Source organism: Legionella quinlivanii (genome assembly GCF_003265995.1).
GTDB classification, from domain to species: Bacteria; Pseudomonadota; Gammaproteobacteria; order Legionellales; family Legionellaceae; genus Legionella_C; species Legionella_C quinlivanii_A.
Genome location: NZ_MVJN01000014.1, coordinates 1 through 23,386, shown reverse-complemented (window position 1 = coordinate 23,386; position 23,386 = coordinate 1). Strand labels below are relative to the sequence as shown.

The following is a 23,386-nucleotide window of genomic DNA, read 5'->3' as shown; positions in this document are numbered from 1 at the left end:
CATCTCGAACGCAGTGAGAGATCTCCGAATGCTGGAACAAACCAAGATTTGGGAGATCTCTCACTGCGTTCGAGATGACGGCGTGTCTGCGTTCAGGAGCTGCGTTAACTGCCCTGGTTTTGTCTTTCTTTTATTTCAGAAAGCGTTTTGCAATCTATACATAAAGTAGCTGTTGGTCGGGCTTCCAGACGACGCAGTCCAATTTCAACGCCGCAGGCTTCGCAGTATCCGAAATCTTCATCACGAAGACGTTCAAGAGCGTCCTCAATTTTCTTGATCAGTTTCCGTTCCCTGTCGCGTGTACGCAGTTCAAGGCTGAATTCTTCTTCCTGACTGGCCCTGTCATTGGGATCCGCAAAATTCGCTGCTTCTTCCTTCATATGAGAAACTGTTCGATCGACTTCTTCCATAAGAGAGCGCATCCAGGCCAGCAATATTTTTTCAATATGCGCCCGCTGCTGTTCATTCATGTACTCTTCCCCTTCAGTTTCCTGATAAGGGGCAATTCCCATACTGCCAACGGCGTCATTTTTCACGTTAAGTATACTCTCATTGTTTGAATCAATTAATTGTAACGGCATCGAGGCCTCCCCACTATTTACGTCCCTTACAGTAAAGCACCAAATTAAAGGCCGTTAGGTATATCAAAAATCGAGTCATTCATCAACCTTTAGCAGCCTTCCTCCGCTGACTCTGTCCAGACCTTGTACGTCTTTCCAACACTGTAGCTTTTGATACCCATAATCTTTAAGCATAGACCCTACAACAGTTTTTTGATCATAACCATGCTCAATCAATAATAGCCCGTCTCGATTGAGCCTCGCAATACTCTGTTGCATGATATCCCGAATTGCCGTCAAGCCATCTTCACCGCTGGCGAGTGCGGATTGGGGTTCAAAGCGCAAATCGCCCTGTTGCAGATGAGGATCAGTCTGTGGAATATAGGGCGGATTGGAGACAATCGCATGAAACTGCATGGCATCAGGAATAGCAGAAAACCAGTCGGACTGGAAAAAATGAATGTTGGCAATATTTAAAGAAGCGGCATTTTCTTTGGCAACATCGAGTGCCTGCTCGCTTATATCACAGGCATAGACTTCCCATTGAGGACGTTCTTTTGCCAGGGCGAGCGCAATAGCGCCGCTGCCTGTTCCCAAATCGATTATTCGTATGTCCCTTTGTTCCGGGATTAAACGAAGGCAAAGTTCAACAATCAGTTCTGTTTCAGGTCTTGGAATTAGCGTGCTTTCAGTCACTTTCAGGGGAAGCGACCAAAACTCCCGCATTTTAACAAGATAAGCCACCGGACGGCCAAGCTGGCGCTCTTTCACCAGCGTCTGAAAACGCTGATATTTTTCTGTGTTAAGAGGCTGCTCTGGATGGGTATATAGATAGGTTCTTGTTTTGGAAAGCGTATAAGCAAGTAAAATTTCCGCATCTATTCGTGCTGTATCATGGAGATCAGCAAGTACTTCGGTCGCATTGGATAAAGCGGTTTTGATATTAATCATGACGGCTTAATTCAGCCAGGAGTTCAGCATGATGTTCCTTTTGCAAGGCATCAACCACTGGTGCTAAATCGCCCTCAATAATATCGCTCAATTGATAGAGCGTCAGATTGATGCGGTGATCGGTGAGCCGGCCTTGCGGAAAATTATAGGTTCGAATCCGTTCGGAACGATCGCCTGAGCCAACCTGCAGTTTTCTGGTTTGTGCCTGCTGTTGTCGTTGCTTGCTTTGTTCTGCATCCAGGAGCCTGGTTTTTAAGAGAGCCATCGCTTTCGCACGATTCTTATGTTGCGAGCGTTCATCCTGGCATTCGACAACAAGGCCGGTGGGCAAATGGGTGATGCGAATGGCTGAATCGGTCTTGTTGACGTGCTGACCACCGGCGCCGGACGAACGGTAGGTGTCCACGCGTAATTCGTCTGCACTAATATCAATATCGTCAATTTCATCGACTTCAGGAAGAATAGCAACGGTACAGGCGGAGGTATGAACCCTCCCTTGCGATTCGGTTTCCGGGACGCGTTGTACGCGATGTGCTCCGGATTCAAATTTCAATTGCGAGTACACAGAGACACCGGAAATTCGGGCAATAATTTCCTTATAACCACCATGCTCTCCCTGGTTCGCGCTGATGATTTCCAGTTGCCAGCCCTGATTTTCCGCATAGCGGCTATACATGCGAAACAGATCACCTGCAAAAATTGCCGCTTCGTCTCCTCCGGTTCCCGCGCGCACCTCGAGATACACATTGCGCTCATCATCAGGATCTCGCGGAATCAGATAAATCTGCAATTGTGCATCGAGTTCCTCAATTTGTTTTTTTTCAGCGCTGATTTCATCAGCTGCCATTTCTGCCAGATCCGCATCTTCCCCGGCTGCCATTTCCTCCAGAGCCTGCAGATTTTTCCGGGCATTCTGATAGGTTTCATAACAGGTCGCTACGGGTTCCAGCTGAGCATATTCTTTGGATAAATTTTTAAATTGATTCTGATCGCTGATAACCGATGCATCAGACAACAGACGGCCTACTTCCTGGAAACGTTCGAGGAGCTGCTGTAATTTGGATTCAAGAGATTTCTTCATAACTGGATTGATTAACCGGATTGTGAAAAAGGTATTGGGCCAGGTCAAGAAGATCCTGGCGATTATCCCAGGCGGCCTGTCTTAAGCCGATAGTGGGTTGATGAATGAGTTTGTTCAGCATGCGGTTGCAAAAAGTTTCCAGAACCTCTTGCTGATTCTGCCCTGTAGACAGGTGATGAATGGCACGCTCCAGCTCCTGTTGCGCCAAGGACTCCATGTGATTACGATAACCGCAGATAATATCCTTGGCCCGTAATGAACGATGCCAGCGAATATAATTATCGAGTTCGCAGTCAATCAGCTGCTCCGCCTGCAAGGCTGCTGTACGCCGTTCATTCATTCCATGCTCAATCATTAACTGCAGATCGTCAATATTATAAAGCTCTGTATTGGCCAGCTCGCCTACATCAGCCTCAATATCGCGAGGAACCGCCAGATCAAGAAAAAACATAGGCGCCTGATTTCTTTGAGCCAGGGCGTGCTCCACCAGGCTTTTATTAATGAAAGGCAAAGGACAGGCAGTGGCTGAAATAACGATATCGGCCTGAGCCAGATACTGGGGAATGTCTCCGATGGTTAATGCTTCACCAGCAAAGGTAGCTGCCAGTTGGCGGGCATTTTCCTGAGTTCGGCTTGCCACCAGAAATTGTCTTACCCCTTCTTTATATAAATATTTTGCTACCAGAGAAGAGGTTTCCCCAGAACCAATTAGGAAAACGCGTAAATCGCTGAAATTTTTAAATTGCTGGCCAATCAGTAATACGGCAGCGTAGGCAATGGATACCGGATTGCTGCCAATGCCGCTGCGGCTGCGAATTCTTTTACTTGCGCTAAAAACATACTCAAAGATGGATCGAAGATTGGATTTGATGGTGCCAGCCTGACAGGCATGATGATAGGCCTGTTTCATTTGGCCAAGAATTTGCGGCTCTCCCAGCATCATCGAATCTAATCCACTGGCTACCCTTAGGGTATGCCGAACACCTTCCTCGCCATGATGAAGGTAAAAATAAGGTTGAAGCTCTTCTGCGTGAAGATGATGTTCGCGGGCAATCCAGGGAACCAGTAAATCGGGCTCTTCTGTTTCACAGTAGATTTCTGTGCGATTGCAGGTTGAAAGTATGGCGGCTTCATTCACTGCAGGCAAATACATGAGGCGATGCAATATCGAATCCTGAAAAGCAGGCGACACGGCAATCTTCTCACGAATGTCAAGCGGAGCAGTTTTATGATTGAGCCCACAGGCAACAAACACCATAGATTTATCATAGAGAAAGCAAAATAATCCCGAATTGTAAACTAAAAAAGGGGTAATTTACAGACTTGACTCGCAGAGAGACAAATGAATAAAGGATTTACTCAAGTGATTTTCAAGTTGGCCGTTAAAAGAAGTAGGCTGGATTCACTGCCAGCCTGAGTTGAATAAACAGAAGTCCTGGCATAGATTTCCAAATTGGGCCTATGCTAAACAAGAGGGCTATAAAAAATCGTATCTTCTTACTGTCCTTTAAGGAGCATCAAATGGATATTATTTTCCAAGGGAAGCATAACAGTGAGGAAGCCGCTGAGAGTTTACTGAGTGTATTGAAATTATTTAAAGAGCGCTATCATATAGAGCAGTTCCGCGAGATGCATCTGACCGTGACTCTGGTTGATGATGCGGGCGAGGATGTAGAATTGGTTGACACAGACACCATGCAAACTTATCGTATATTTGAAGTATACCGCAGAGGCCATGAATTATCGACTGGCCGGCGCACTCATCCAATGTTGCAGTTGGTTGTAGATAATACAAAAAAGCAGGAGTAGGGAATGCTTATTGCTCTGCTGGCAATTATTCTGACTTTGTTGTTGGTTGTCGGTTTACATGAAGCGGGTCATGCGATAGCGGCAAGGATTTTTGGCATCAAAATAGAAACCATCTCTATTGGTTTTGGAAAGCCTATTGTCAAATGGCGCAAAAATGGAGTGGAATGGGTTTGGGCGATGTGGCCGCTCGGGGGCTATGTCAAACTGCTGAACTCTCGTATACATCCTGTAAAACCACAGGACTATCCTTACTGCTTCGATAAAAAGCCGGTATGGGTAAGAATCGTTGTACTTTTTTCTGGCGCATTGGTTAATCTGATATTAGCCTGGGCCGCATTATTTTTATATTTTTCGATGGATCATCAGCAGCAGATTCCAGTAGTTAAACAAGTCGTTACTGATAGTGTGGCGGCCGGTGCTGGAATAAAAAGCGGCGATCGCATTATAGCCATTGATCAGCATAAAACAGATTCCTGGCAGGATGTGGGTATGTATTTAATCAGCCATCTGGATAATCCTGCTGTACCGATTAAAGTGATTGGCAGCGATAACACCCATCAGAATTATCTCCTTAATCTTAAAGATCTTTCAATGCAGGGCAATTTACTGACGGCAATAGGCATTGTGCCTGCGGAGAGTCAGGAATATCTTGAGCGAGTTCCTGGCCAGGATTTCATAGAGGCGGCAAGCTTTGCAAGTTTAAAACTGAAGCAATTACTATGGTTTTTCCTGATAATTTTAAAACAATTGTTAACCGGAAAGATCCCTTTCTCAGTTCTGTTGGGGCCTGTCGGGCTGTTGAGCGCGTCGATTCTCTCTCTCAAGCAGGGGCTCGCGGTGTTTTTATATTTTATCGCGACCTTAAGTCTGGCTGTTGGGCTGGTTAACTTATTCCCAATCCCGGGATTGGATGGCGGCTCTATTATTTTTGCATTGATAGAAAAAATAAGTGGAAGACCTGTCTCTGTCGCTCTGGAAATTCTACTCTACCGTTTGGCATTGATTGCCTTTTTCCTTTTCCTGGTACAGTTGCTTCTTAATGACCTCCAGCGCTATCTGCGCTAGCTAAACCTAACCAATTGTTCTGGCACAGCATAATACATCAATTTTTTCGACGCCTTGTCGTTTTAATAGTGTTGATAACTCGTTCACTGTACTCCCGGTGGTCAATAAATCATCCACAAGCAGAATATGGGAATAGGGCGTCTCTCTTACAGAAAAACTGTTGAAGAGATTGCTGCGCCGTTGTTTACGATTAAGCTGCGCTTGGGGGGAAGTATTCTTTATTTTCTGGCATGAAAAGAAATCATAAGGTACCTCTAAATGTCTGGCGACACCTCTGGCAAGAAGAGCTGCCTGATTAAAACCCCTTTGCCGCAGCTTTTTAAAATACAGGGGAACAGGGAGAATGCAATCAGGTTTTTCAAGTGACAGAGGCAAGGCATCAAGAAGCAGCTTAAGCAATACAGGCAGCAGATAAAGCCCTTCCCGATATTTAAACTCATGAATTAAGCCACGCAGAGGTTCCTCGTAACGATAGGCGGTAAATACGCGATTAAACTGCGGCTTTTTTTTAATACAGGCACCACATAGATCGAATTGTTCACCTATTGGCATTCTGCAGATGCAGCAGGCGGTTTCAATTTTTTTGAACAGGCCCATACAAAATTGGCAAATAGCCTGACCCCCGGTATGGTACTGGGAACAGAGCTTGCAAACAGCAGGTAGTTTTAATCTGTTGAAAATATTTTTCCAGCAGAAAGGGTGTTTATCTAGGCTATCCATTTTGATAATCCTGTTGCCAGCTGACTAGCAGTGTTATACTTCGATTTTTTTACCAGGTTGGATTCATTCCATTTGTGCTGATGATGAACCCGAAAACAGAAGTTTGCAAGGCCTTTAATCGCCATGCTTCAGAATATGAACAGGCCGCCAAGGTACAAAATGAAATTGGTCAACGCCTTTTTGACCGTTTGTCCTACTTAAAAATCACTCCTCGTTATGTGCTCGATTTGGGTTGCGGCACGGGATTATTCACCACCCAATTGAAAAAGCGTTATCCGCAGGCACAGGTCATCGCGCTTGATCTGGCCTATGGTATGTTGCTGCAGGCTAAACAGAAGCAGAAATTATGGCGTAAATGGCCTTTGGTCAATGCGGATATGATGCATTTACCTTTTGCTGATCGCGTATTTGATTTAGTGTTTGCCAATCAGGTGATTCATTGGTCACAGCCTTTACAAGTTGTGTTGAAAGAGCTGCATCGGGTAATGAATGTGCATGGCTGCATAATGTTTTCAACCCTCGGGCCAGATACTTTCAAGGAGCTTCGCGAAAGCTGGAGATCGGCTGATGTCTATGAGCATACGAATGAATTTGCCGACATGCATGATATAGGGGATGAATTATTAGGCGAAAACTTCCTTGATCCGGTGATTGATATGGAGCTGCTCGCTGTTCATTATAAAAGCGTAGCGCAATTGATTCGCAGTCTGAAGAGCCAGGGAGTGCGTAACATCAATCCAAAACGAAACCATGGATTAACAGGTTGCCAGGCATGGAAAAAATTTGAAAAAAATTATCAGCAATTTTCTACAGAAGATAATAAATATCCTCTGACTTACGAAGTGGTGTACGGCCATGCCTGGAAAGGTGAAAAGCATCAGGATAATGAAGTGTTTATCCCTGTTTCGCAGATAGGAAAAGTGAAAAGATCGTAACTTCCCGGATACGTCATCCTGAACGCAGTGAAGGATCTCAAACTGATTAGAGCGGAGCCAGATTCAGGAGATCCTTCACTACGTTCAGGATGACGTAAGTTACAAGAAATCCTTTGTTTTTCTACGCTCTGAAACTTATTCCCCACATGACTCTCTATAAGCTATTCTTAATAGATAAGCTGTGGGAGATTGATGGTAATGAGTACCCTGTTTTTGGGGGAAATAAAGTCTCGGATGCTTAGGGAAGACAATATAAATCGAAATGGAGCGAGTCTTTATCGCAACGAATTCGGGCATATAATTGCCCCGCTTCTGTTGACCCAATGGCCGACGTTTAAAAGAAAACAGCCTGTCATATTTAGCGATAAACATCTATGCATGATGCAGCTGGCCGAGTTATGCTATCGAATGCTGGTTCGCTGTGAAATTCAGCCTTTGTATTCTTTACAATCGACCCCCATTCATGCGAATAACACTATATCCATATCACAATTGAATAGTATTGAGCAGCGATTATTTACCAGAGTTAACCAGCCGTCTCTTTATTTACCCAACGCGAAGGGAGAAAAACTGTCGAAATCCCAGGTTTTGAGGTGGACGCATTTGTATACACTGGAGGCAGCTCACCTGACAGTCGAACAACAGACAAAAAATTATCCTGATTTAATCAGCGATGCAGATCTTTGGTCGCAATTTAAAGAGGAAGCAGGTTTTATGATGTATTGTATCGCTTGCGGTGATTGCAATCTGATGAACAAAGTCGATTATATGTTGAATGAATGCCTGCGTTTTCTGGATGTGAGCTGGCTGCAAATGGACATCATACAGCAAAACAACTTTATGTATTACTATCATCGAGAAATACTTGAAGCTTTTTATGATGATTTTATCGATTATTTTGACAGTCTGGATGAGCAGTTTATCTCAATTCATGGTCAAAGCCTGTCACAAATGACCATCGAACAACTGGATGAGCTCTCGATAGAGGATTTCACGGACCGTGAACCCTTAATCAAAGTGCTTTATGGTCAGGATACAGCTGATTTTCGCCAAAGCTGGCGAGCCAATATTCAGTATGATGAAGCGAGAGGGCTTTATCTAATCACTCGAATATCAGCTCCGGAAAGGGTGATGAAAAATCTTATGAATTAGGGTAGAAAATAATAAGGATTAGGTAATTTAAACCCTTTTTCAGCGAACCCACCTTTCAAATCACTATATTGATCACCGATTGTGGCCACTATCGTATAACCTTTCGCCTCAATCGCCCTTCGCGTGCCTGATTTAAATGGAATAACAGAAGATTCTTTATAATCATTGGGCTTTAAGAACAGAGCCCCCCAGTGATTGTAGCCCGCCCGGTGTAGATTGAGCTCGGTGGGCTGGCGCTCACTAGTTCGACGTCCAGTCACAAAAAAGACAGTGATATTGTTTTTTTGAGCAAGATTATAGAGATGCAGCATGCCAGGAATGGCGGTCGCTCTAGCTTTAAATACAGATTTTCGAAATGCTGCGGTGCTGACAGCAAAATCATGTTTCTCCAGGTTGGCATAATTACTCAGGCTGGTTTCATCAATATCAAGAACCAGAGCCAGTTTCTTCCTGTTCTGCATTTGTCTGTTTTGAGCTGCCCGTTTTTGGATATAACACTCCGCCTGGCGAATTACCTCATTGAATTCTTTTTCATACTGGCCGTCGTTGTGATACTGAACGAGTTCATCTTTAAGAAGACCCAGATTCTGTGGTTCTGCGAACAGATTGGAAAGGTTGAAGATCAAAAGGAAAGATAGAAGAATGCGTTGAGCTGATAAAGTCATGATAAAATTCCAAAATGAACAGATGGAGGGCGCTTCTCGTTGCTTAGTATCGCGGCTTGGCCGCTATTATATCGCGAAAAAACTGACTGTCAAATGAACAGCGTGATAACTAAGATTGCAACACAGGGTGGGCAACTGGTGTTCCAATCGTTCCTTCCATGTCATCTCGAACACAGTGATAGATCTCCGAATGCTGGCACAAACCAAGATTTGGGAGATCTCTCACTGCTTTCGAGATGACGGCGTGCCTGAGTAATGACACAGTTTTAATGAACCTTCTCCTCAAATCCATAAACCTTATTGAGACTAGCCGAAGTTTTCGCTAGAATACGCCACTGTTTTCTAAATAGAACTGAATTAGTACTATATGAGCAAGTTCATGTTATACTTAATGATGAGGAATAAATCAGACTGATTTAGTACTAGATTATTTGATGTGGGGGTGCTATGCTGCGCATCAGCAAATTGGCCGATTATGGAACAGTAGTCATGGTGCATCTGGCAAAATCGCCGGGTCAGCTTTGTAATGCCAGGGATATAGCCCAAAATACTCATTTGAGTATACCGACGGTCAGTAAATTGCTAAAACGTCTGACGGCCGCGGGATTATTAATTTCTGTCAGAGGGGTCAGCGGTGGTTATCGACTGCAGAGACCCGCGAGTGAAATTTCAGTGGCTCAGATTATTTACGCATTAGAAGAGCAGCGCGGCTTGATTGAATGCAGTTTGCAACCGAATGAATGCTCCTTACAAGGCTTTTGTCATATTCAGGGTAACTGGCGCCTGATTAGCCAGGCAATCGAAGCAGCTCTGGACAGTGTCAGCCTGGAGGTTTTGGCCAAGCCAACTTTGCAAAGTATTGAAATTGACCGCATCAAGCAGTTAGCGAGTGGAGTAAGTCGTGGCTAAAAGCAATGAACAAATTACAGCCCTTCTGGAAAGGGAATATGAACATGGTTTCGTGACCGATATTGAGGTGGAAACGTTTGAGCCTGGATTAAACGAAGAGATTATTCGCCGGTTGTCAGCCATCAAAAATGAGCCTCAGTTTATGCTGGATTGGCGTTTAAAGGCTTTTGCTCACTGGAAAACCATGACCCATCCCGAGTGGTCAAGTGTTCGTTATCCGCCGGTGGATTATCAGGCGATATCCTATTATTCCGCACCCAAGTCTAAAAAAGATGCTCCTAAAAGTCTGGATGAGGTCGATCCGGAGTTACTGCGAACTTATGAGAAACTGGGGATCCCTTTGCGTGAGCAGGAAATGCTCGCAGGAGTCGCGGTAGACGCGGTGTTCGATAGTGTTTCTGTCGCCACGACGTTTAAAGCCAAACTAGCCGAAGTAGGGGTTATTTTCTGCCCGCTTTCAGAAGCGGTTCATCTTTATCCTGAGCTGGTTAAGCAATACCTGGGTTCAGTTGTTTCTTACCGCGATAATTTCTATGCAGCGCTTAATTCCGCTGTATTTAGCGACGGCTCCTTTGTCTATATTCCCAAAGGTGTTCGCTGCCCCATGGAATTATCCACTTATTTCCGAATCAATGCTGCATCAACGGGTCAGTTTGAGCGTACCCTGATAATTGCTGATGATCACAGCTACGTTTCCTATCTGGAGGGCTGTACCGCACCGATGCGTGATGAAAATCAACTGCATGCCGCTGTGGTGGAGCTGGTTGCTCTTGAAGGAGCCCAGATTAAGTACTCAACCGTACAAAACTGGTATCCCGGTGATAAAGAAGGAAAAGGGGGCATTTATAATTTTGTAACCAAGCGTGGAGCTTGCCGCGGTAAGCGCTCAAAAATTTCCTGGACGCAAATTGAAACCGGTTCGGCAATTACCTGGAAATATCCAAGTGTCATTCTTCAGGGAGATGATTCAGTAGGTGAGTTTTATTCCGTTGCCTTGACGAACAATTTTCAGCAGGCGGACACTGGAACCAAAATGATTCATCTGGGCAAAAATACCCGCTCAACTATTATTGCCAAAGGCATTAGCGCAGGCCATGCCCATAATGCCTATCGTGGATTAGTGCGTATTGCGCCCACGGCGACTAATGCCAGAAATTTCACGCAATGCGATTCCATGCTAATGGGCAGCCATTGTTCAGCTCATACCTTTCCCTATATTGAGGTTAAAAATCCCAGTGCTCAGATTGAGCATGAAGCAACCACCTCAAAAATTAGTGAAGAGCAATTATTTTATTGCCAGCAACGCGGCATTGATACGGAAGATGCCGTATCGATGATTGTTAATGGTTTCTGTAAACAGGTTTTAAAAGAACTACCTATGGAATTTGCGGTTGAAGCAACCAAATTATTAGGTATTAGTCTGGAAGGGGCAGTAGGTTAATATGTTAGAAATAAAAAATCTTAATGTGGCCATCAATTCTCAACCAATTTTAAAAGGGATTGATTTGCAGGTCAAAGCTGGGGAAGTGCATGCCATTATGGGTCCTAATGGCTCTGGAAAAAGCACTTTATCCAAAGTATTGGCCGGTCATCCTGCTTACACCGTCACTGATGGAGAAATCCAGTATGCGGGGCAGGATCTGTTACCGCTTTCGCCGGAACAAAGAGCCCAATCCGGTATTTTTATGTCGTTTCAATACCCTGTGGAAATTCCAGGCGTTACCAATATTAATTTTCTGAAAGCGTCGGTCAACGCTGTCAGAAAAGGTCTGGGTAAGCCAACCTTTGATGCGATCGATTTTCTAAGCTTTATTCGTGAAAAATGCCAATTGCTGGATATGGATGAGAGTTTTCTTTACCGCAGTATTAACGAAGGTTTTTCAGGTGGTGAGAAAAAGCGCAATGAGATTTTACAAATGGCAGCTTTAGAGCCTAAGCTGGCCATTCTTGATGAAACTGATTCCGGTTTGGATATTGATGCCTTACGGATTATCTCCCAAGGGGTTAACGCCATGCGTTCACCGGATAGAGCGATAATTCTCGTTACACACTATCAAAGATTACTGGATTATATTGAGCCTGATTTTATCCATGTCCTGGCCAATGGACGAATTATTAAATCAGGTGATAAAAATCTGGCGCTGGAGCTGGAGAAAAAAGGCTATAGCTGGCTCGAGGAGACGGTATAGCCATGAGTGCAATAGTCGAGTTTTATCAATCACAAATCAAGAATAAACCGGCATCATTGCCCGCATTGGCAGAAGTTCAGCGGCATGCTTTGCAGGAGTTCCGACGCCTGGGATTTCCTACCAGACATCATGAGGAATGGAAATACACGCTGGTTGATCCGCTGCTGCAGTATGAATTTCATTCTGAACTGCCTGGGAATGCCGAGCAGTCTGTGGTCCCCGCACCTGAGTTTGGTATTCACTGTGGTCTGAATAATGGTTTATTTTATAATTCTGAAGCCATTTTGCAGTTGCGCGAAAAGGGCGTTATTGTGGAATCCCTTCTGACAATCATCCAGGAACAGCCTGAACGGGTGAATGCATATTTAAAACAGACGCATTTTGAACATGGTTTTCAGGCTTTAAATACGGCCAGTTTAAACAGTGGTCTGTTTATCTATATTCCCGCAAACGTAAAACTCGAAGAACCTCTGGTTATTAATTACTGGCAGGATATCAGCGAGCTTGCTGTGCATTCGCGTACTCTTATTATTCTTGAGCAGAATGCCTCTGCGGTAGTCGTGGAATCTTATCAGGGTAAAAAGGATTGTGTTTATTTAAACAATCAGATGACTGAAGTTTATTTATCAGAACAAGCCGATTTAACCCATTATAAAATCCAGCAGGAAAGCAGAAAGGCTTTTCACATTGGTCATTTGTCTGTGCAGCAGGCCTGTGCCAGTGAGTTTAAAAGCCATTCCTTAAGTCTGGGTGGACGATTAGTGCGCAGCGATATCAATATTGCAATGAAAGAATCACAGGCTGCCTGTTTAATGAACGGTATTTATATTCCCGGCGATAATCAGCACATCGATCATCACACTGTAGTGAATCATATAATGCCTGAATGCCGCAGCACTCAGGATTATAAAGGCATTTTGTCAGGCAAATCCCGGGCGGTATTTAACGGCAAGGTGATTGTTGCTCCGGGCGCTCAGCAAACGGAAGCCCAACAGCAGAATAAAAATTTATTACTCAGCGGACAGTCTGAGGTGAATACCAAGCCGCAGCTGGAAATTTTTGCGGATGATGTAATTTGTTCACATGGGGCCACAGTGGGGCAATTGGATGAGGACGCCTTATTTTATCTGGCAACGCGTGGTATTGGACGGCAGGAAGCCAGCCGTTATCTGATTCAGGCTTTTGCTGCCGAAAATTTGAAGCTGATAGCCTATCGCCCTGCCGCTGAGTGGATTGGTAATTTGATTAATCAGCAATTGGAGGAAAATCATGCCTGATGCAAATACTCTGATTGACACGTTCAATGTGGCCCAAATCAGGAATGATTTCCCTATTTTACATCAAAGTGTGAATGAGCATCCGCTGGTTTATTTTGACAATGCTGCGACAACGCAAAAACCAAAGTCGGTGATTCAGGCGCTTACTGATTATTATACTAACGATAATGCGAATGTTCATCGAGGGGTTCATGCTCTCAGTGCCCGCGCCACACAACAATACGAAATAGCTCGCGGCAAGGTTCAACGCTTTATCCATGCTAAAAGCTTAAGAGAATGTATATTCGTACGTGGCACAACCGAGGCTATTAATCTGGTAGCTCAAAGTTTTGTCGCGCCGAGGATAATGCCAGGAGAAGAAATTCTTATTACCCATATGGAGCATCACTCCAATATTGTACCCTGGCAAATGGTTTGTAAAAAAACAGGCGCAAAATTAACAGTTGCTCCTATTTCCTATGATGGTGAAGTGCTATTGGATGAATATGAGCGGCTGTTAACTGATAACACCAAATTCGTCTCAATAAGCTATGCTTCCAATGCCTTGGGTACTATTAACCCGGTTAAGAAGATGATTGAAATGGCTCATGCCAAAGGGGCTTTGGTTTTATTGGATGGGGCCCAGGCATCTGCTCATTTGCCTATCAATGTGCAGGATTTGAATTGCGATTTCTATGCGTTCTCAGGCCACAAGATGTATGGACCGACTGGCATCGGTGTGCTATGGGGAAAAGAGCATTTACTGGATGATATGGGGCCCTATCAGGGCGGCGGAGAAATGATTAATTATGTAACATTTGAAGCCAGCGATTATGCTCAATTGCCGCATAAATTTGAAGCAGGAACCCCCAATATTTCAGGAGCAATTGGTTTAGGTGCGACAATCGATTATCTGTGGTCACTCGATATGGATGCGGTACTTGCCTATGAAAGCTACTTGCTGGCTTATGCGACTGAGGAAATTAAAGCACTTAAAGGCTTCAATATCGTAGGTACGGCGAAACATAAAGTGCCCATTATTTCTTTTGTTCATGGGAAAATACATTCTCATGATATCGGTACTATTCTGGATAGTGAGGGAATTGCCATTCGCAGCGGTCACCATTGTGCAATGCCTTTAATGGACTTTTTTGATATCGCGGCGACTACCCGCATTTCCCTTTCCTTTTATAATACGATTGAGGAAATTGATCGCTGCATACATGCTTTGAAAAAAGTCAAAGAGGTATTTGCATGAATACGGAACTAAGAGAGTTATATCAGGAAATCATAATTGATCATAACCGTAATCCCCGCAATCATTATGCGATGGAAGAGGCGACTGCGCAGGCCAATGGATTTAATCCTCTCTGCGGAGACAAGTTAACACTTTATGTCAAAATCGAAAATGAAGTGGTGGAAGCGCTTAGCTTTGTCGGTTGCGGCTGTGCAATTTCTCAAGCCTCTGCCTCATTAATGACAGAAGCTTTACGAGGCAAATCCATCGAGGAAGCCCATCATTTATTTCAGCGTTTTCATCATATGGTCACCAGTGATGAGTCCAATGAATGGGCGGCTTTAGATAAATTGACAGTTTTAGCGGGTGTGCGAGCTTTTCCCGCCCGTGTTAAATGCGCCACTCTGGCCTGGCATACTCTCGAAGCAGCCTTAAAGCAAAGCAGATCGACGGTGAGTACGGAGTAAAACGATGTTCGGATTTAAAAAAAAACCTGAGCAGGAGCAACTTAAAGAGCTGGTGATTAGCGAGTTAAAGACCGTATTCGATCCGGAAATTCCTGTGAATATTTACGATCTCGGTTTGATCTATGATATTGAAATCGATGATGAGCACCATGCTCATGTCAAAATGACACTGACCACTCCCGGCTGTCCAGTCGCCCAGACATTCCCGGGTACAGTAGAACAGGCCGTGAATCGTGTAGAAGGTATCAGCGACTGCACCGTTGAATTAGTATGGGATCCACCCTGGACCCAGGAACGGATGACTGAAGCGGCAAGATTGGAACTGGGAATATTTTATTAATACCCTTAAAAGAAGTCCTCTCTCCCTCAGGGAGAGAGTTAGTGAGAGGGGATTTTCTTCTAAAGGAGTCTTCTTTTAAGTCCTCTCGCCCCTCAGGGGAGAGAGTTAGAGAGAGGGGTTTAAATCAACCCTCACCCTAGCCCTCTCCCAAACTTGGGAGAGGGGATTTTCTTCTAAAAGAGTCTTCTTTTAAGTCCTCTCGCCCCTCAGGGAGAGAGTTAGAGAGAGGAGTTTAAATCAACCCTCACCCTAGCCCTCTCCCAAACTTGGGAGAGGGGATTTTCTTCTAAAGGAGTCTTCTTTAAGTCCTCTCGCCCCTCAGGGAGAGAGTTAGAGAGAGGGGTTTAAAATCAACTCTCACCCTAGCCCTCTCCCAAACTTGGGAGAGGGGATTTTCTTCTAAAGGAGTCTTCTTTAAGTCCTCTCGCCCCTCAGGGGAGAGAGTTAGAGAGAGGGGTTTAAAATCAACTCTCACCCTAGCTCTCTCCCAAACTTGGGAGAAGGGATTTTCTTCTAGAGGAGTCTTCTTTTAAGTCCTCTCTCCCTCAGGGAGAGAGTTAGAGAGAGGGGATTTTCTTCTAGAGGAGTCTTCTTTTAAGTCCTCTCGCCCCTCAGGGGAGAGAGTTAGAGAGAGGGGTTTAAAATCAACTCTCACCCTGGCCCTCTCCCAAACTTGGGAGAGGGGATGTTCTCAGGCTGACACCCACTCCTCTTCACGGAAATCCATATGTATCAAGGTATTTCATCAAATCATTATTTAAAAGGTCATTAAAATGCATCTTCCTGAACAATGGCAGCCCTCCACGTCAATTGATCTGTTAAGACAAAGGGCCGCAATTCTTAATAATATCCGCAGTTTTTTCAACCAACGCGGTTACCTGGAAGTAGAAACGCCCGCAATGGCTCGCTGCGGCATCACTGACGTGTATTTGAGCAATATCAAAGCGATATTTCGCAATCAGATCTACTATCTGCAAACCTCCCCTGAATATCATATGAAACGGCTTCTGGCAGCCGGCAGCGGTCCGATTTTCCAAATGGCTAAAGCTTATCGCGATGATGAATTTGGCCGACACCACAACCCTGAGTTCACTATGCTGGAGTGGTATCAGCTGGATATAGATCATCATGCCTTAATACAGGAAGTTGATGAGCTCTTGCAAACGATTATAAATTGCCCTCCTGCAATCCGTAAAACCTATCAACAGGTTTTTGTGGAACTATGCGCAGTTGATCCATTTGCGGCAAGTATCACTGATTACCGTCATTGCCTAAAACAATTTGAGCTGGATTATGTGCTGGCCAAGGATGAGCATGATCCTGACCAATATCTGTTTTTATTAATGAGCCATGTCATTGAACCGGCTTTAGCAAGTAGTGCTGCGCCAGTCGTTATCTATGATTTCCCGGTTTCACAGGCTGCATTAGCTCAGGTCAATAACGGGCGCGCCGAGCGATTTGAATTCTACTACCGGGGAATGGAGTTAGCGAACGGTTTTCATGAGTTGCTGGATATTGAAAAGCAAAAACAGCGCTTTGAACAGGATGTGGCTCAGCGAGAAAGGCTTAATCTGGAACTCCCACCCATTGATCCTTTATTCCTTGCCGCATTAGCGCATGGGTTGCCAGCCTGCAGCGGAGTGGCTTTAGGTGTGGATCGCCTGATCATGCTGGCCTTGCAGCAGACTGAAATAGCCTCCGTTTTGAGTTTTGATTTCTCGCGTGCCTGATAATTAAGCGATAAGATTATTGCAAATAAAAAAGCCTTTCTCCCAGGTAGAGAGAAAGGCTTCCTGAGCAGAGATGGACAGCGTCAATCAGTTATCGCTGTGTTCTCTATTGGTGACTTGTTCTTTATCCTTTCTTTTTCCCGAGTTTGCATCGGTTTTTAAAGGAACGACTCGTGCACCGGATTGTTGTTGCTGATTGCCGCCTTTTTTGCGCTGCATATTCGCACCGGAAGTCTGACGTTGCTGATTACCAGGTGAACGTCTTCTGCGAGAAGGCGAGCCGCCTTGTCGTTTCTCACCGCTATTTCCAGCTCTGGTATTTTGCTGACGAGGATGCTGCTGACGGGTCTGTTTAGGCTCAGTTTTGGCAGCAGGTTGTTTTGATGCCTCATCCGAACCACCAAAAAGGCTTGTCCACAAACGCTTGATAAAGCTGGTCTGAGGCGCTTTTGAACTACTTGCTACGGCAAAGGCTTTAACAGCAGGCTCGTCTCTTACAGCATCCTGCTCATCGCGCACAAGCGTTAATTCGGGCTGTTGAATCATTGAATAACTGGGTTTCTTGTTCTTGCCCACATTATCTTCTTTGAGACGCGTGATGTTATATTGAGGTGTTTGCATGTAAGGGTTAGCAATAACGATAATTTTAACCCCATGACGTTTTTCAATATGCAGAATAAATTCACGCTTCTCATTAATGAGAAAGGTCGCCATTTCAACGGGCACCTGAACATGAACTTCCGCCGTTTTATCCTTCAATGCTTCTTCTTCGATAAGACGTACGATAGATAAACCATGCGACTGAATATTTCTGACAGTACCACGTCCTTCGCAGCGCGGACAAACTTCCTGAGCGGTTTCTCCCAGAGAAAGTCTCAAACGCTGGCGGGACATTTCCAGTAAACCGAAGCGAGAAATCCGGCCCACCTGAATCCTTGCCCGATCGGTTTTTAATGCTTCTTTTAACTCATTTTCTACGTCACGCTGGTTCTTGCTGGAATTCATATCGATGAAATCGATGACTACCAGACCACCGAGATCGCGTAAACGTAACTGACGTGCAATTTCATTGGCTGCTTCGAGATTAGTATTTAATGCAGTTGTTTCAATATCGGCACCACTGGTCGCCTTGGCTGAGTTAACATCAATGGACACCAGCGCTTCAGTGCGATCGATAACCAGAGAACCGCCGGAGGGCAGGGGTACTTCTCGCTGGTAAGCCGTTTCTATCTGACTTTCAATCTGATAATAATTAAACAGAGGGATATTGTTGTTATACAGTTTAACATTGGGTAAGAAATCAGGTTTAACCTGCTCAATGTATTGTTTTGCCTTAACATAGGAAATCTGATCATCAATGATGATTTCAGAAATCGATTTTCTGAGATTATCGCGAATTGAGCGAATAATCACATCACCTTCCTGATGAATCAGGCAAGGAGCCAGTTGATTAGTATAGGCCTGATTAATGGCTTGCCACTGATTGCACAGCATATCAAGATCAGCCTGCAATTCATCCTGGCCTTTGCCAACACCTGCTGTCCGAATGATTAAGCCCATTCCTTCCGGCAATTCCAGAGCGTTGAGTGTTTCCTTCAGTTCATCACGGTCATCGCCTTCGATGCGTCGCGAAATACCGCCAGAATTTGGATTATTCGGCATCAGAACCAGATAACAGCCTGCCAAAGTAATGAATGTAGTGAGTGCTGCCCCTTTGCCGCCGCGTTCTTCTTTATCCACCTGAACCAGTAGCTCCTGGTTTTCGCGAATTAATGAGGTAATTGGAGGACGATCTTCACCAAATTCTTCAGGATTTTTACTCAGATACTCGGGAGCAATTTCTTTTAGTGGCAGGAACCCTTGTCGTTTTGCACCATATTCCACAAAAACGGCATCAAGACTTGGTTCACGACGAGTTACAACCGCTTTGTAGATGTTTCCTTTCTTTTTGACTTCTGTTGGGCAATCAATGTCCAAATCAAACAGGTAATTATCTTTTATCAGGGCAACTCGAACTTCCTCAGTTTGAGTCGCATTTATTAACATTTTCTCCATCACACACCCCGTTGAGGGCGCAACACTTAAGCAGAACGACAGTGCAGGATCTTTTTGTTCGTTAAACGTTTCACGCCCGGTACAGGCAAAGTACAGCAAACGAACACTAATCGTTAGTTCGTATGGCAGTACTGGACAGGGATGATGGCATTGAATAGTAACAGTAAGTTACTTTGTCAAATCAACAGATCCCGGATTTACGTCTCTTTAACCAAACAAAATTTATTAAGCATTTCCCAATATTACTAAATTCAGACCGTACGCAAGTTACCATTCAATCAATGGTGCATGTAAGTGCTTGTATTTAAAGGACTGTTTACGCAGAGCAGGTGTTTACTTCAGAATAGCGTAACATAGCCTTGACTCTAATATTCAAGTCGTTTTACATCTACACACATGTCTCACATGCGCAGGTATCCGGTGAGTTCTCAGTTTATGACTCTTAATACCGGGTTTACTTCCTTCATATCATTAACTTAAGGGAAGCGCATTTTATTTATCGTAAGTGTGCCGATTTTTATCGGCAATTAAACTTTTTAGTCATTATACGGTATAATTCGGTCGTCGAAATATTTTTTTTCCGACGCCTAGCATTTTAGCAAAAAAAACTGCCACAGCAAATAGGTTATTGAGAATGAATGATGTACGCTATCTGGAAGTCACTGCCAATGAAGAGGGGCAGCGTCTCGACAATTATCTGATGAGGGTATTAAAAGGAGTTCCCAAGAGTCATATCTATCGTATCATTCGTTCTGGGGAAGTACGCATCAACAAGAAAAGAGCAGAAGCATCCAGCCGCTTGAAAGAGGGCGATATTCTCCGTATTCCGCCTGTGCGAGTCAGCCAGGAAAAAGAGATTTTTGTCGGCGACAGGATGGAGCAGCGCCTGAGAAAAAGTATTATTTATGAAGACAGTGAACTGCTTGTAATTAACAAGCCGGCGGGTATCGCCGTTCACGGCGGAAGCGGTTTAAATCTGGGAGTCATCGAGGCTTTGCGAAAAATTCGGACCGATCTGCATTATCTCGAACTGGTCCATCGTCTGGATAGAGAGACTTCGGGCTGTCTTTTGCTGGCCAAAAAAAGAAGTGCCCTCCGATTAATCCAGGCGCAATTGGAAAGCAGAGAGGTGAAGAAAATTTATTGGGCACTTCTTCAAAATAGCTGGGCTGATGAAAAAAAGATTCTGGTCGATGCCCCATTAAAGAAAAATAATCTGCAATCAGGCGAGCGTGTGGTTGTCGTGCATCCGGAAGGCAAGCCCTCGCAAACGACTTTCAGATTATTGGAGAATTATACAGATGCCTGTTGGATAGAGGCTTCGCCCAAAACAGGCCGCACGCACCAGATCAGGGTACATAGCGCACATATCAAACACCCAATCGCTGGCGATGAAAAATATGGCGGCAGACGTTTATCCTATGATTTCATTCAGGATCGTTCTCGACTATATTTGCATGCGCGCGCAATTCAATTTAATCTGAAGGATAAAAAACTTTGCTTTGAAGCTGAATTGGATGAGCAATTTAGTCAAACATTAAAATTTTTACGTACACGGGAGTGTGGTATTCATGAGTAAGCGATATCGTCTGGTCGTCTTCGACTGGGAAGGGACAATCAGCGACACTCTGGGGCAGATTATCGATTATGTGGCCAGTGAAGCAAAGCGCCTGAATTTTGGGGAGTTAAATCCTGAAATTGCAAGGGAAAATGTAAACCTTGGTCTGGTTAAGGCGACTAAAAAAGTATTCCCTCATTTAAGCACGCAGCAGATGGAAGAATTGCTGGAGGCTGTTCAAAGCAAACTATACACGCGACACGCGGAAGTTTATTTGATTCCGGGTGTCCTTGACCTAATCAGACGCTTAAGTGAAGAAGGCGTTTTTCTTGCCATTGCCACCAACAAGGGGCAGCAAAGTTTACATAAGGCGTTGCAAAGCACCGGGCTTGAAAAATATTTTATTGTAACAAAATCGGCAGGCAGCCTCCCATCCAAACCGCATCCGGAAATGCTTAAGGAAATTTTGCAGGATTTTGGAGTCACTGCGAGCGAGACACTGATGATAGGAGATTCACCCACCGATATGGAAATGGCGAAAAGTTTACAAGTTGATGTGATTGGGGTTGATTTCTACCACCAGCATCCGGAGTTATTAGAGCAATCAGGTGCACTGGCCGTATTTGATGATTACCAGCTGGTTGCAGATTTTCTTCAACTGCCCCAAAAGGATTGATGTCGTGAGTAATCTAACCAGTTTACCCAATATGTTGACGTTGTTTCGGATAGTGCTGATTCCGGTTTTTATTATCGTATTTTATCTGCCTTTCGCCTGGTCGAGGGGGTTGGCGGCTATTATTTTTGCTTTAGCGGGATTTACTGACTGGCTGGATGGTTATGTCGCCAGGAAAATGAAATTGATGTCGCCATTCGGTGCTTTTCTTGATCCTGTTGCTGATAAATTACTGGTCGCCTGTACGCTTTTGCTGTTGGTTGGAGCGAGAGATGTCGATTACATCACATTGCCTGCCATCGTTATTGTAGGCAGAGAAATCGTGATCTCTGCGCTTCGTGAATGGATGGCAGAGGTTGGCAGTCGAGCCAGTGTTACTGTAAGTTACATTGGTAAGGTTAAAACCACACTGCAAATGGCGGCACTGGTTTTACTGGTAGCCTTTGATCCGACTCAGTCCTGGTGGGGATTGATTGGTTTCATTTTGCTTTATGTGGCCGCCATTTTGACCATATGGTCAATGGTTATTTATTTGTCCATAGCATGGCCAGAATTAACTAAAAAAAGTTAAATTTATGTGTTGACAGAGAATCAATTTTCGGTAAAATGCTTCACATAAAGACGCGGGAATAGCTCAGTTGGTAGAGCACAACCTTGCCAAGGTTGGGGTCGCGAGTTCGAGTCTCGTTTCCCGCTCCAAATTCAAAGCGACCTAATATGTCGCTTTTTTTTTCAAAAGAAAATAAGGCTGTGTGGCAGAGTGGTCATGCAGCGGCCTGCAAAGCCGTGTACGCCGGTTCGATTCCGGCCTCAGCCTCCACAAAATGCCCAGGTGGCGAAACAGGTAGACGCAAGGGACTTAAAATCCCTCGGGAGTTAAATCCCGTGCCGGTTCGACTCCGGCCCTGGGCACCATATAAATCATAAGCACACGTAGATTTAGCGCTTAGCTCGATGTTTCCTTTCTCAGCTCATTGAAATCACACTGAACCTATTTAAATTTGATAAAAAATGAAATGTCGGGCGAAGCGCCCGACCTACACTAGTCGAGTGGGTATATAATTCATGATTAACTTTATCAAAGGATTTTAAATGGGATTTTGGCAAAAATTAAAGTCGGTCAGCGACCAATATGCAGAAGTTACACATTGTACGGATAGTCTGCTATTTATAGATATGGCAAAGAAAATATTGCAACAGTGCATGACGAACTGCGCTTATATTTATCAGGGGTATGTTCAGATAAAACCGTTTAAAAGCTATAGTCGAGAGTATTTAAAAAGAGGATTGGAGTTATTAAATGATGCCAGTCTGAATCAGGAAGAGCAGTTCAAAATTGTGATGGGTACTTTATTAGCTGCCAAGTATTACAATGATCAGTGTTATTCCGATGATATGTATTATAGAAGCAATCCCCGGCATCTTAGTTCCGAAATGAAAGATAGTATTAAATCACTGTTGGAACCATATGAGGGAAAAGAGATTTTTACTGCTGAGGAACAGTGTGCAGATTGCAGTAATAAAATCAACGTCCTGTCTGATGCTGTATTTAATGAGGAGTTAGATTTGGATGAATCATTTTTTATTAAATCCTCTTTAATTTCTGCTGAGCCATTTAATCTGAAATTAAAAGAGTTGTGTGAAGTTTACGATATTAAGTTATCTTTGGAAGAACAGAGCCAAACCCTGGCGTGGCCCAGGTAAACACATCTAACGTAGGTCGGGCGCTTCGCCCGACAATTCCATTTTCATCAAATTTCAATAATTAGTGAGCTAAGAAAAGAAACGTCGGGCGAAGCGCCCATAGCCGTCAGGCTAAGGAACTAAAATCCCTCCCCCGGGGAGGGAGCTGGCTCCCAATCGGGTTTCTTTTTTACATTTTTTATAGCAAAGCAAGCGAGACTTTCATAAAAGGAATGGATAAACGATTTTAGGCGATAGACAGAGACTAGAGCAGAAGCTAGTTCTGAGACGTTGATGATTAGGAGTTTACAGGCTTTGTAAAAGGAAAATTCTATATTGTTATGGTTTTTT

23 protein-coding genes and 3 tRNA genes are annotated in these 23,386 nt (G+C 44.2%); 19 read left to right on the top strand and 7 right to left on the bottom strand.

The annotated features are described in order from the left end of the window. Nucleotides 1–104: 104 nt before the first annotated feature. The 4 genes from dksA to hemA form a co-directional block, all read right to left on the bottom strand. Nucleotides 105–581, bottom strand: coding sequence for an RNA polymerase-binding protein DksA (gene dksA / locus B1207_RS14820; RefSeq protein ID WP_058507745.1), 477 nt, complete (start codon nt 579–581; stop codon nt 105–107). A gap of 75 nt (nt 582–656) precedes the next feature. After that, nucleotides 657–1,511, bottom strand: a complete 855-nt coding sequence (prmC, locus tag B1207_RS14815) for a peptide chain release factor N(5)-glutamine methyltransferase (protein ID WP_112220663.1) — start codon at nt 1,509–1,511, stop codon at nt 657–659. Continuing rightward, on the bottom strand, nt 1,504–2,592 hold the full coding sequence (gene prfA / locus B1207_RS14810) for a peptide chain release factor 1 (protein WP_058507743.1): 1,089 nt from the start codon (nt 2,590–2,592) through the stop codon (nt 1,504–1,506). Before prfA ends, prmC begins: the two co-directional genes overlap by 8 nt. Continuing rightward, nucleotides 2,576–3,850, bottom strand: a complete 1,275-nt coding sequence (gene hemA, locus B1207_RS14805; protein WP_112220662.1) for a glutamyl-tRNA reductase — start codon at nt 3,848–3,850, stop codon at nt 2,576–2,578. Before hemA ends, prfA begins: the two co-directional genes overlap by 17 nt. A 263-nt stretch (nt 3,851–4,113) precedes the next feature. Between hemA and B1207_RS14800 the strand changes: the two genes are divergently transcribed. Together B1207_RS14800 and B1207_RS14795 are read left to right on the top strand one after the other, a co-directional pair. Next, nucleotides 4,114–4,401: a hypothetical protein gene (locus tag B1207_RS14800; protein ID WP_112220661.1), complete on the top strand. Its 288-nt coding sequence runs from the start codon at nt 4,114–4,116 to the stop codon at nt 4,399–4,401. A 3-nt stretch (nt 4,402–4,404) separates the two neighbouring features. Continuing rightward, nucleotides 4,405–5,466 carry a M50 family metallopeptidase gene (locus tag B1207_RS14795; protein WP_112220660.1) on the top strand — a complete coding sequence of 354 codons (1,062 nt, stop codon included), beginning with the start codon at nt 4,405–4,407 and terminating at the stop codon, nt 5,464–5,466. A gap of 6 nt (nt 5,467–5,472) precedes the next feature. Here the strand turns inward: B1207_RS14795 and B1207_RS14790 are convergent, their stop codons facing one another. Then, a complete protein-coding gene (locus B1207_RS14790) occupies nt 5,473–6,186 on the bottom strand; it encodes a ComF family protein (protein WP_253255885.1) in 714 nt (237 codons plus the stop codon). Between the two features lie 83 nt (nt 6,187–6,269). Here B1207_RS14790 and bioC point away from each other — a divergent pair, with 83 nt between their 5' ends. Together bioC and B1207_RS14780 are read left to right on the top strand one after the other, a co-directional pair. After that, nucleotides 6,270–7,121, top strand: coding sequence for a malonyl-ACP O-methyltransferase BioC (bioC, locus tag B1207_RS14785; protein WP_112220659.1), 852 nt, complete (start codon nt 6,270–6,272; stop codon nt 7,119–7,121). Between the two features lie 198 nt (nt 7,122–7,319). After that, the gene (locus B1207_RS14780; protein ID WP_133140765.1) at nt 7,320–8,273 is read left to right on the top strand and encodes a hypothetical protein; all 954 of its coding nucleotides are present in this window, start codon (nt 7,320–7,322) and stop codon (nt 8,271–8,273) included. Here the strand turns inward: B1207_RS14780 and B1207_RS14775 are convergent. Further along, complete coding sequence (locus tag B1207_RS14775) at nt 8,270–8,938, bottom strand: HAD family acid phosphatase (protein ID WP_112220657.1); 669 nt, start codon at nt 8,936–8,938, stop codon at nt 8,270–8,272. The genes B1207_RS14780 and B1207_RS14775 overlap by 4 nt on opposite strands. A gap of 447 nt (nt 8,939–9,385) precedes the next feature. Between B1207_RS14775 and B1207_RS14770 the strand changes: the two genes are divergently transcribed. The 8 genes from B1207_RS14770 (at nt 9,386) to epmA (ending at nt 17,066) form a co-directional block, all read left to right on the top strand. Then, nucleotides 9,386–9,847 carry an SUF system Fe-S cluster assembly regulator gene (locus tag B1207_RS14770; protein WP_112220656.1) on the top strand — a complete coding sequence of 154 codons (462 nt, stop codon included), beginning with the start codon at nt 9,386–9,388 and terminating at the stop codon, nt 9,845–9,847. Then, nucleotides 9,840–11,288 (top strand): Fe-S cluster assembly protein SufB, encoded by a 1,449-nt coding sequence (gene sufB / locus B1207_RS14765; RefSeq protein ID WP_112220655.1) that lies wholly within the window; start codon nt 9,840–9,842, stop codon nt 11,286–11,288. The genes B1207_RS14770 and sufB overlap by 8 nt, the downstream gene beginning before the upstream one ends. 1 nt (nt 11,289) lies before the next feature. Then, nucleotides 11,290–12,036, top strand: a complete 747-nt coding sequence (gene sufC / locus B1207_RS14760; RefSeq protein ID WP_112220654.1) for a Fe-S cluster assembly ATPase SufC — start codon at nt 11,290–11,292, stop codon at nt 12,034–12,036. A gap of 2 nt (nt 12,037–12,038) precedes the next feature. Then, complete coding sequence (gene sufD / locus B1207_RS14755) at nt 12,039–13,313, top strand: Fe-S cluster assembly protein SufD (RefSeq protein ID WP_112220653.1); 1,275 nt, start codon at nt 12,039–12,041, stop codon at nt 13,311–13,313. After that, the gene (locus B1207_RS14750) at nt 13,306–14,550 is read left to right on the top strand and encodes a cysteine desulfurase (RefSeq protein ID WP_112220652.1); all 1,245 of its coding nucleotides are present in this window, start codon (nt 13,306–13,308) and stop codon (nt 14,548–14,550) included. The genes sufD and B1207_RS14750 overlap by 8 nt, the downstream gene beginning before the upstream one ends. Next, nucleotides 14,547–14,996 carry a Fe-S cluster assembly sulfur transfer protein SufU gene (gene sufU / locus B1207_RS14745; RefSeq protein ID WP_112220651.1) on the top strand — a complete coding sequence of 150 codons (450 nt, stop codon included), beginning with the start codon at nt 14,547–14,549 and terminating at the stop codon, nt 14,994–14,996. Before B1207_RS14750 ends, sufU begins: the two co-directional genes overlap by 4 nt. Before the next feature lie 4 nt (nt 14,997–15,000). Next, entirely contained in the window at nt 15,001–15,336 is a 336-nt protein-coding gene (locus B1207_RS14740) for an SUF system Fe-S cluster assembly protein (protein WP_058507730.1), read from the top strand. A gap of 773 nt (nt 15,337–16,109) precedes the next feature. Continuing rightward, nucleotides 16,110–17,066 (top strand): elongation factor P--(R)-beta-lysine ligase, encoded by a 957-nt coding sequence (gene epmA, locus B1207_RS14735; RefSeq protein WP_112220650.1) that lies wholly within the window; start codon nt 16,110–16,112, stop codon nt 17,064–17,066. 87 nt (nt 17,067–17,153) lie between these two features. Here epmA and B1207_RS14730 read toward each other — a convergent pair whose 3' ends face one another. Continuing rightward, entirely contained in the window at nt 17,154–19,121 is a 1,968-nt protein-coding gene (locus B1207_RS14730) for an Rne/Rng family ribonuclease (protein ID WP_112220649.1), read from the bottom strand. 634 nt (nt 19,122–19,755) lie between these two features. Between B1207_RS14730 and B1207_RS14725 the strand changes: the two genes are divergently transcribed. From B1207_RS14725 to B1207_RS14695, 7 genes are all read left to right on the top strand, one after another. Next, entirely contained in the window at nt 19,756–20,700 is a 945-nt protein-coding gene (locus tag B1207_RS14725) for an RluA family pseudouridine synthase (protein ID WP_112220648.1), read from the top strand. After that, entirely contained in the window at nt 20,693–21,355 is a 663-nt protein-coding gene (locus tag B1207_RS14720) for an HAD family hydrolase (protein WP_112220647.1), read from the top strand. The genes B1207_RS14725 and B1207_RS14720 overlap by 8 nt, the downstream gene beginning before the upstream one ends. A 4-nt stretch (nt 21,356–21,359) precedes the next feature. Beyond that, entirely contained in the window at nt 21,360–21,923 is a 564-nt protein-coding gene (pgsA, locus tag B1207_RS14715; protein WP_058507725.1) for a CDP-diacylglycerol--glycerol-3-phosphate 3-phosphatidyltransferase, read from the top strand. 52 nt (nt 21,924–21,975) lie between these two features. Next, nucleotides 21,976–22,051, top strand: a tRNA-Gly gene (locus B1207_RS14710). A gap of 47 nt (nt 22,052–22,098) precedes the next feature. After that, a tRNA-Cys gene (locus B1207_RS14705) sits at nt 22,099–22,172 on the top strand. Nucleotides 22,173–22,178: 6 nt separating this feature from the next. Beyond that, nucleotides 22,179–22,267: transfer RNA gene (locus B1207_RS14700), tRNA-Leu, on the top strand. A 177-nt stretch (nt 22,268–22,444) separates the two neighbouring features. Then, the gene (locus B1207_RS14695; protein ID WP_112220646.1) at nt 22,445–23,056 is read left to right on the top strand and encodes a hypothetical protein; all 612 of its coding nucleotides are present in this window, start codon (nt 22,445–22,447) and stop codon (nt 23,054–23,056) included. Nucleotides 23,057–23,386 lie beyond the last annotated feature (330 nt).

Coding starts and splice junctions, on each gene's coding strand:
- dksA (WP_058507745.1), bottom strand. CDS start 581: ATGCCGTTACAATTAATTGATTCAAACAATGAGAGTATACTTAACGTG.
- prmC (WP_112220663.1), bottom strand. CDS start 1,511: ATGATTAATATCAAAACCGCTTTATCCAATGCGACCGAAGTACTTGCT.
- prfA (WP_058507743.1), bottom strand. CDS start 2,592: ATGAAGAAATCTCTTGAATCCAAATTACAGCAGCTCCTCGAACGTTTC.
- hemA (WP_112220662.1), bottom strand. CDS start 3,850: ATGGTGTTTGTTGCCTGTGGGCTCAATCATAAAACTGCTCCGCTTGAC.
- B1207_RS14800 (WP_112220661.1), top strand. CDS start 4,114: ATGGATATTATTTTCCAAGGGAAGCATAACAGTGAGGAAGCCGCTGAG.
- B1207_RS14795 (WP_112220660.1), top strand. CDS start 4,405: ATGCTTATTGCTCTGCTGGCAATTATTCTGACTTTGTTGTTGGTTGTC.
- B1207_RS14790 (WP_253255885.1), bottom strand. CDS start 6,186: ATGGATAGCCTAGATAAACACCCTTTCTGCTGGAAAAATATTTTCAAC.
- bioC (WP_112220659.1), top strand. CDS start 6,270: ATGAACCCGAAAACAGAAGTTTGCAAGGCCTTTAATCGCCATGCTTCA.
- B1207_RS14780 (WP_133140765.1), top strand. CDS start 7,320: ATGAGTACCCTGTTTTTGGGGGAAATAAAGTCTCGGATGCTTAGGGAA.
- B1207_RS14775 (WP_112220657.1), bottom strand. CDS start 8,938: ATGACTTTATCAGCTCAACGCATTCTTCTATCTTTCCTTTTGATCTTC.
- B1207_RS14770 (WP_112220656.1), top strand. CDS start 9,386: ATGCTGCGCATCAGCAAATTGGCCGATTATGGAACAGTAGTCATGGTG.
- sufC (WP_112220654.1), top strand. CDS start 11,290: ATGTTAGAAATAAAAAATCTTAATGTGGCCATCAATTCTCAACCAATT.
- sufD (WP_112220653.1), top strand. CDS start 12,039: ATGAGTGCAATAGTCGAGTTTTATCAATCACAAATCAAGAATAAACCG.
- B1207_RS14750 (WP_112220652.1), top strand. CDS start 13,306: ATGCCTGATGCAAATACTCTGATTGACACGTTCAATGTGGCCCAAATC.
- sufU (WP_112220651.1), top strand. CDS start 14,547: ATGAATACGGAACTAAGAGAGTTATATCAGGAAATCATAATTGATCAT.
- B1207_RS14740 (WP_058507730.1), top strand. CDS start 15,001: ATGTTCGGATTTAAAAAAAAACCTGAGCAGGAGCAACTTAAAGAGCTG.
- epmA (WP_112220650.1), top strand. CDS start 16,110: ATGCATCTTCCTGAACAATGGCAGCCCTCCACGTCAATTGATCTGTTA.
- B1207_RS14730 (WP_112220649.1), bottom strand. CDS start 19,121: ATGGAGAAAATGTTAATAAATGCGACTCAAACTGAGGAAGTTCGAGTT.
- B1207_RS14725 (WP_112220648.1), top strand. CDS start 19,756: ATGAATGATGTACGCTATCTGGAAGTCACTGCCAATGAAGAGGGGCAG.
- B1207_RS14720 (WP_112220647.1), top strand. CDS start 20,693: ATGAGTAAGCGATATCGTCTGGTCGTCTTCGACTGGGAAGGGACAATC.
- B1207_RS14695 (WP_112220646.1), top strand. CDS start 22,445: ATGGGATTTTGGCAAAAATTAAAGTCGGTCAGCGACCAATATGCAGAA.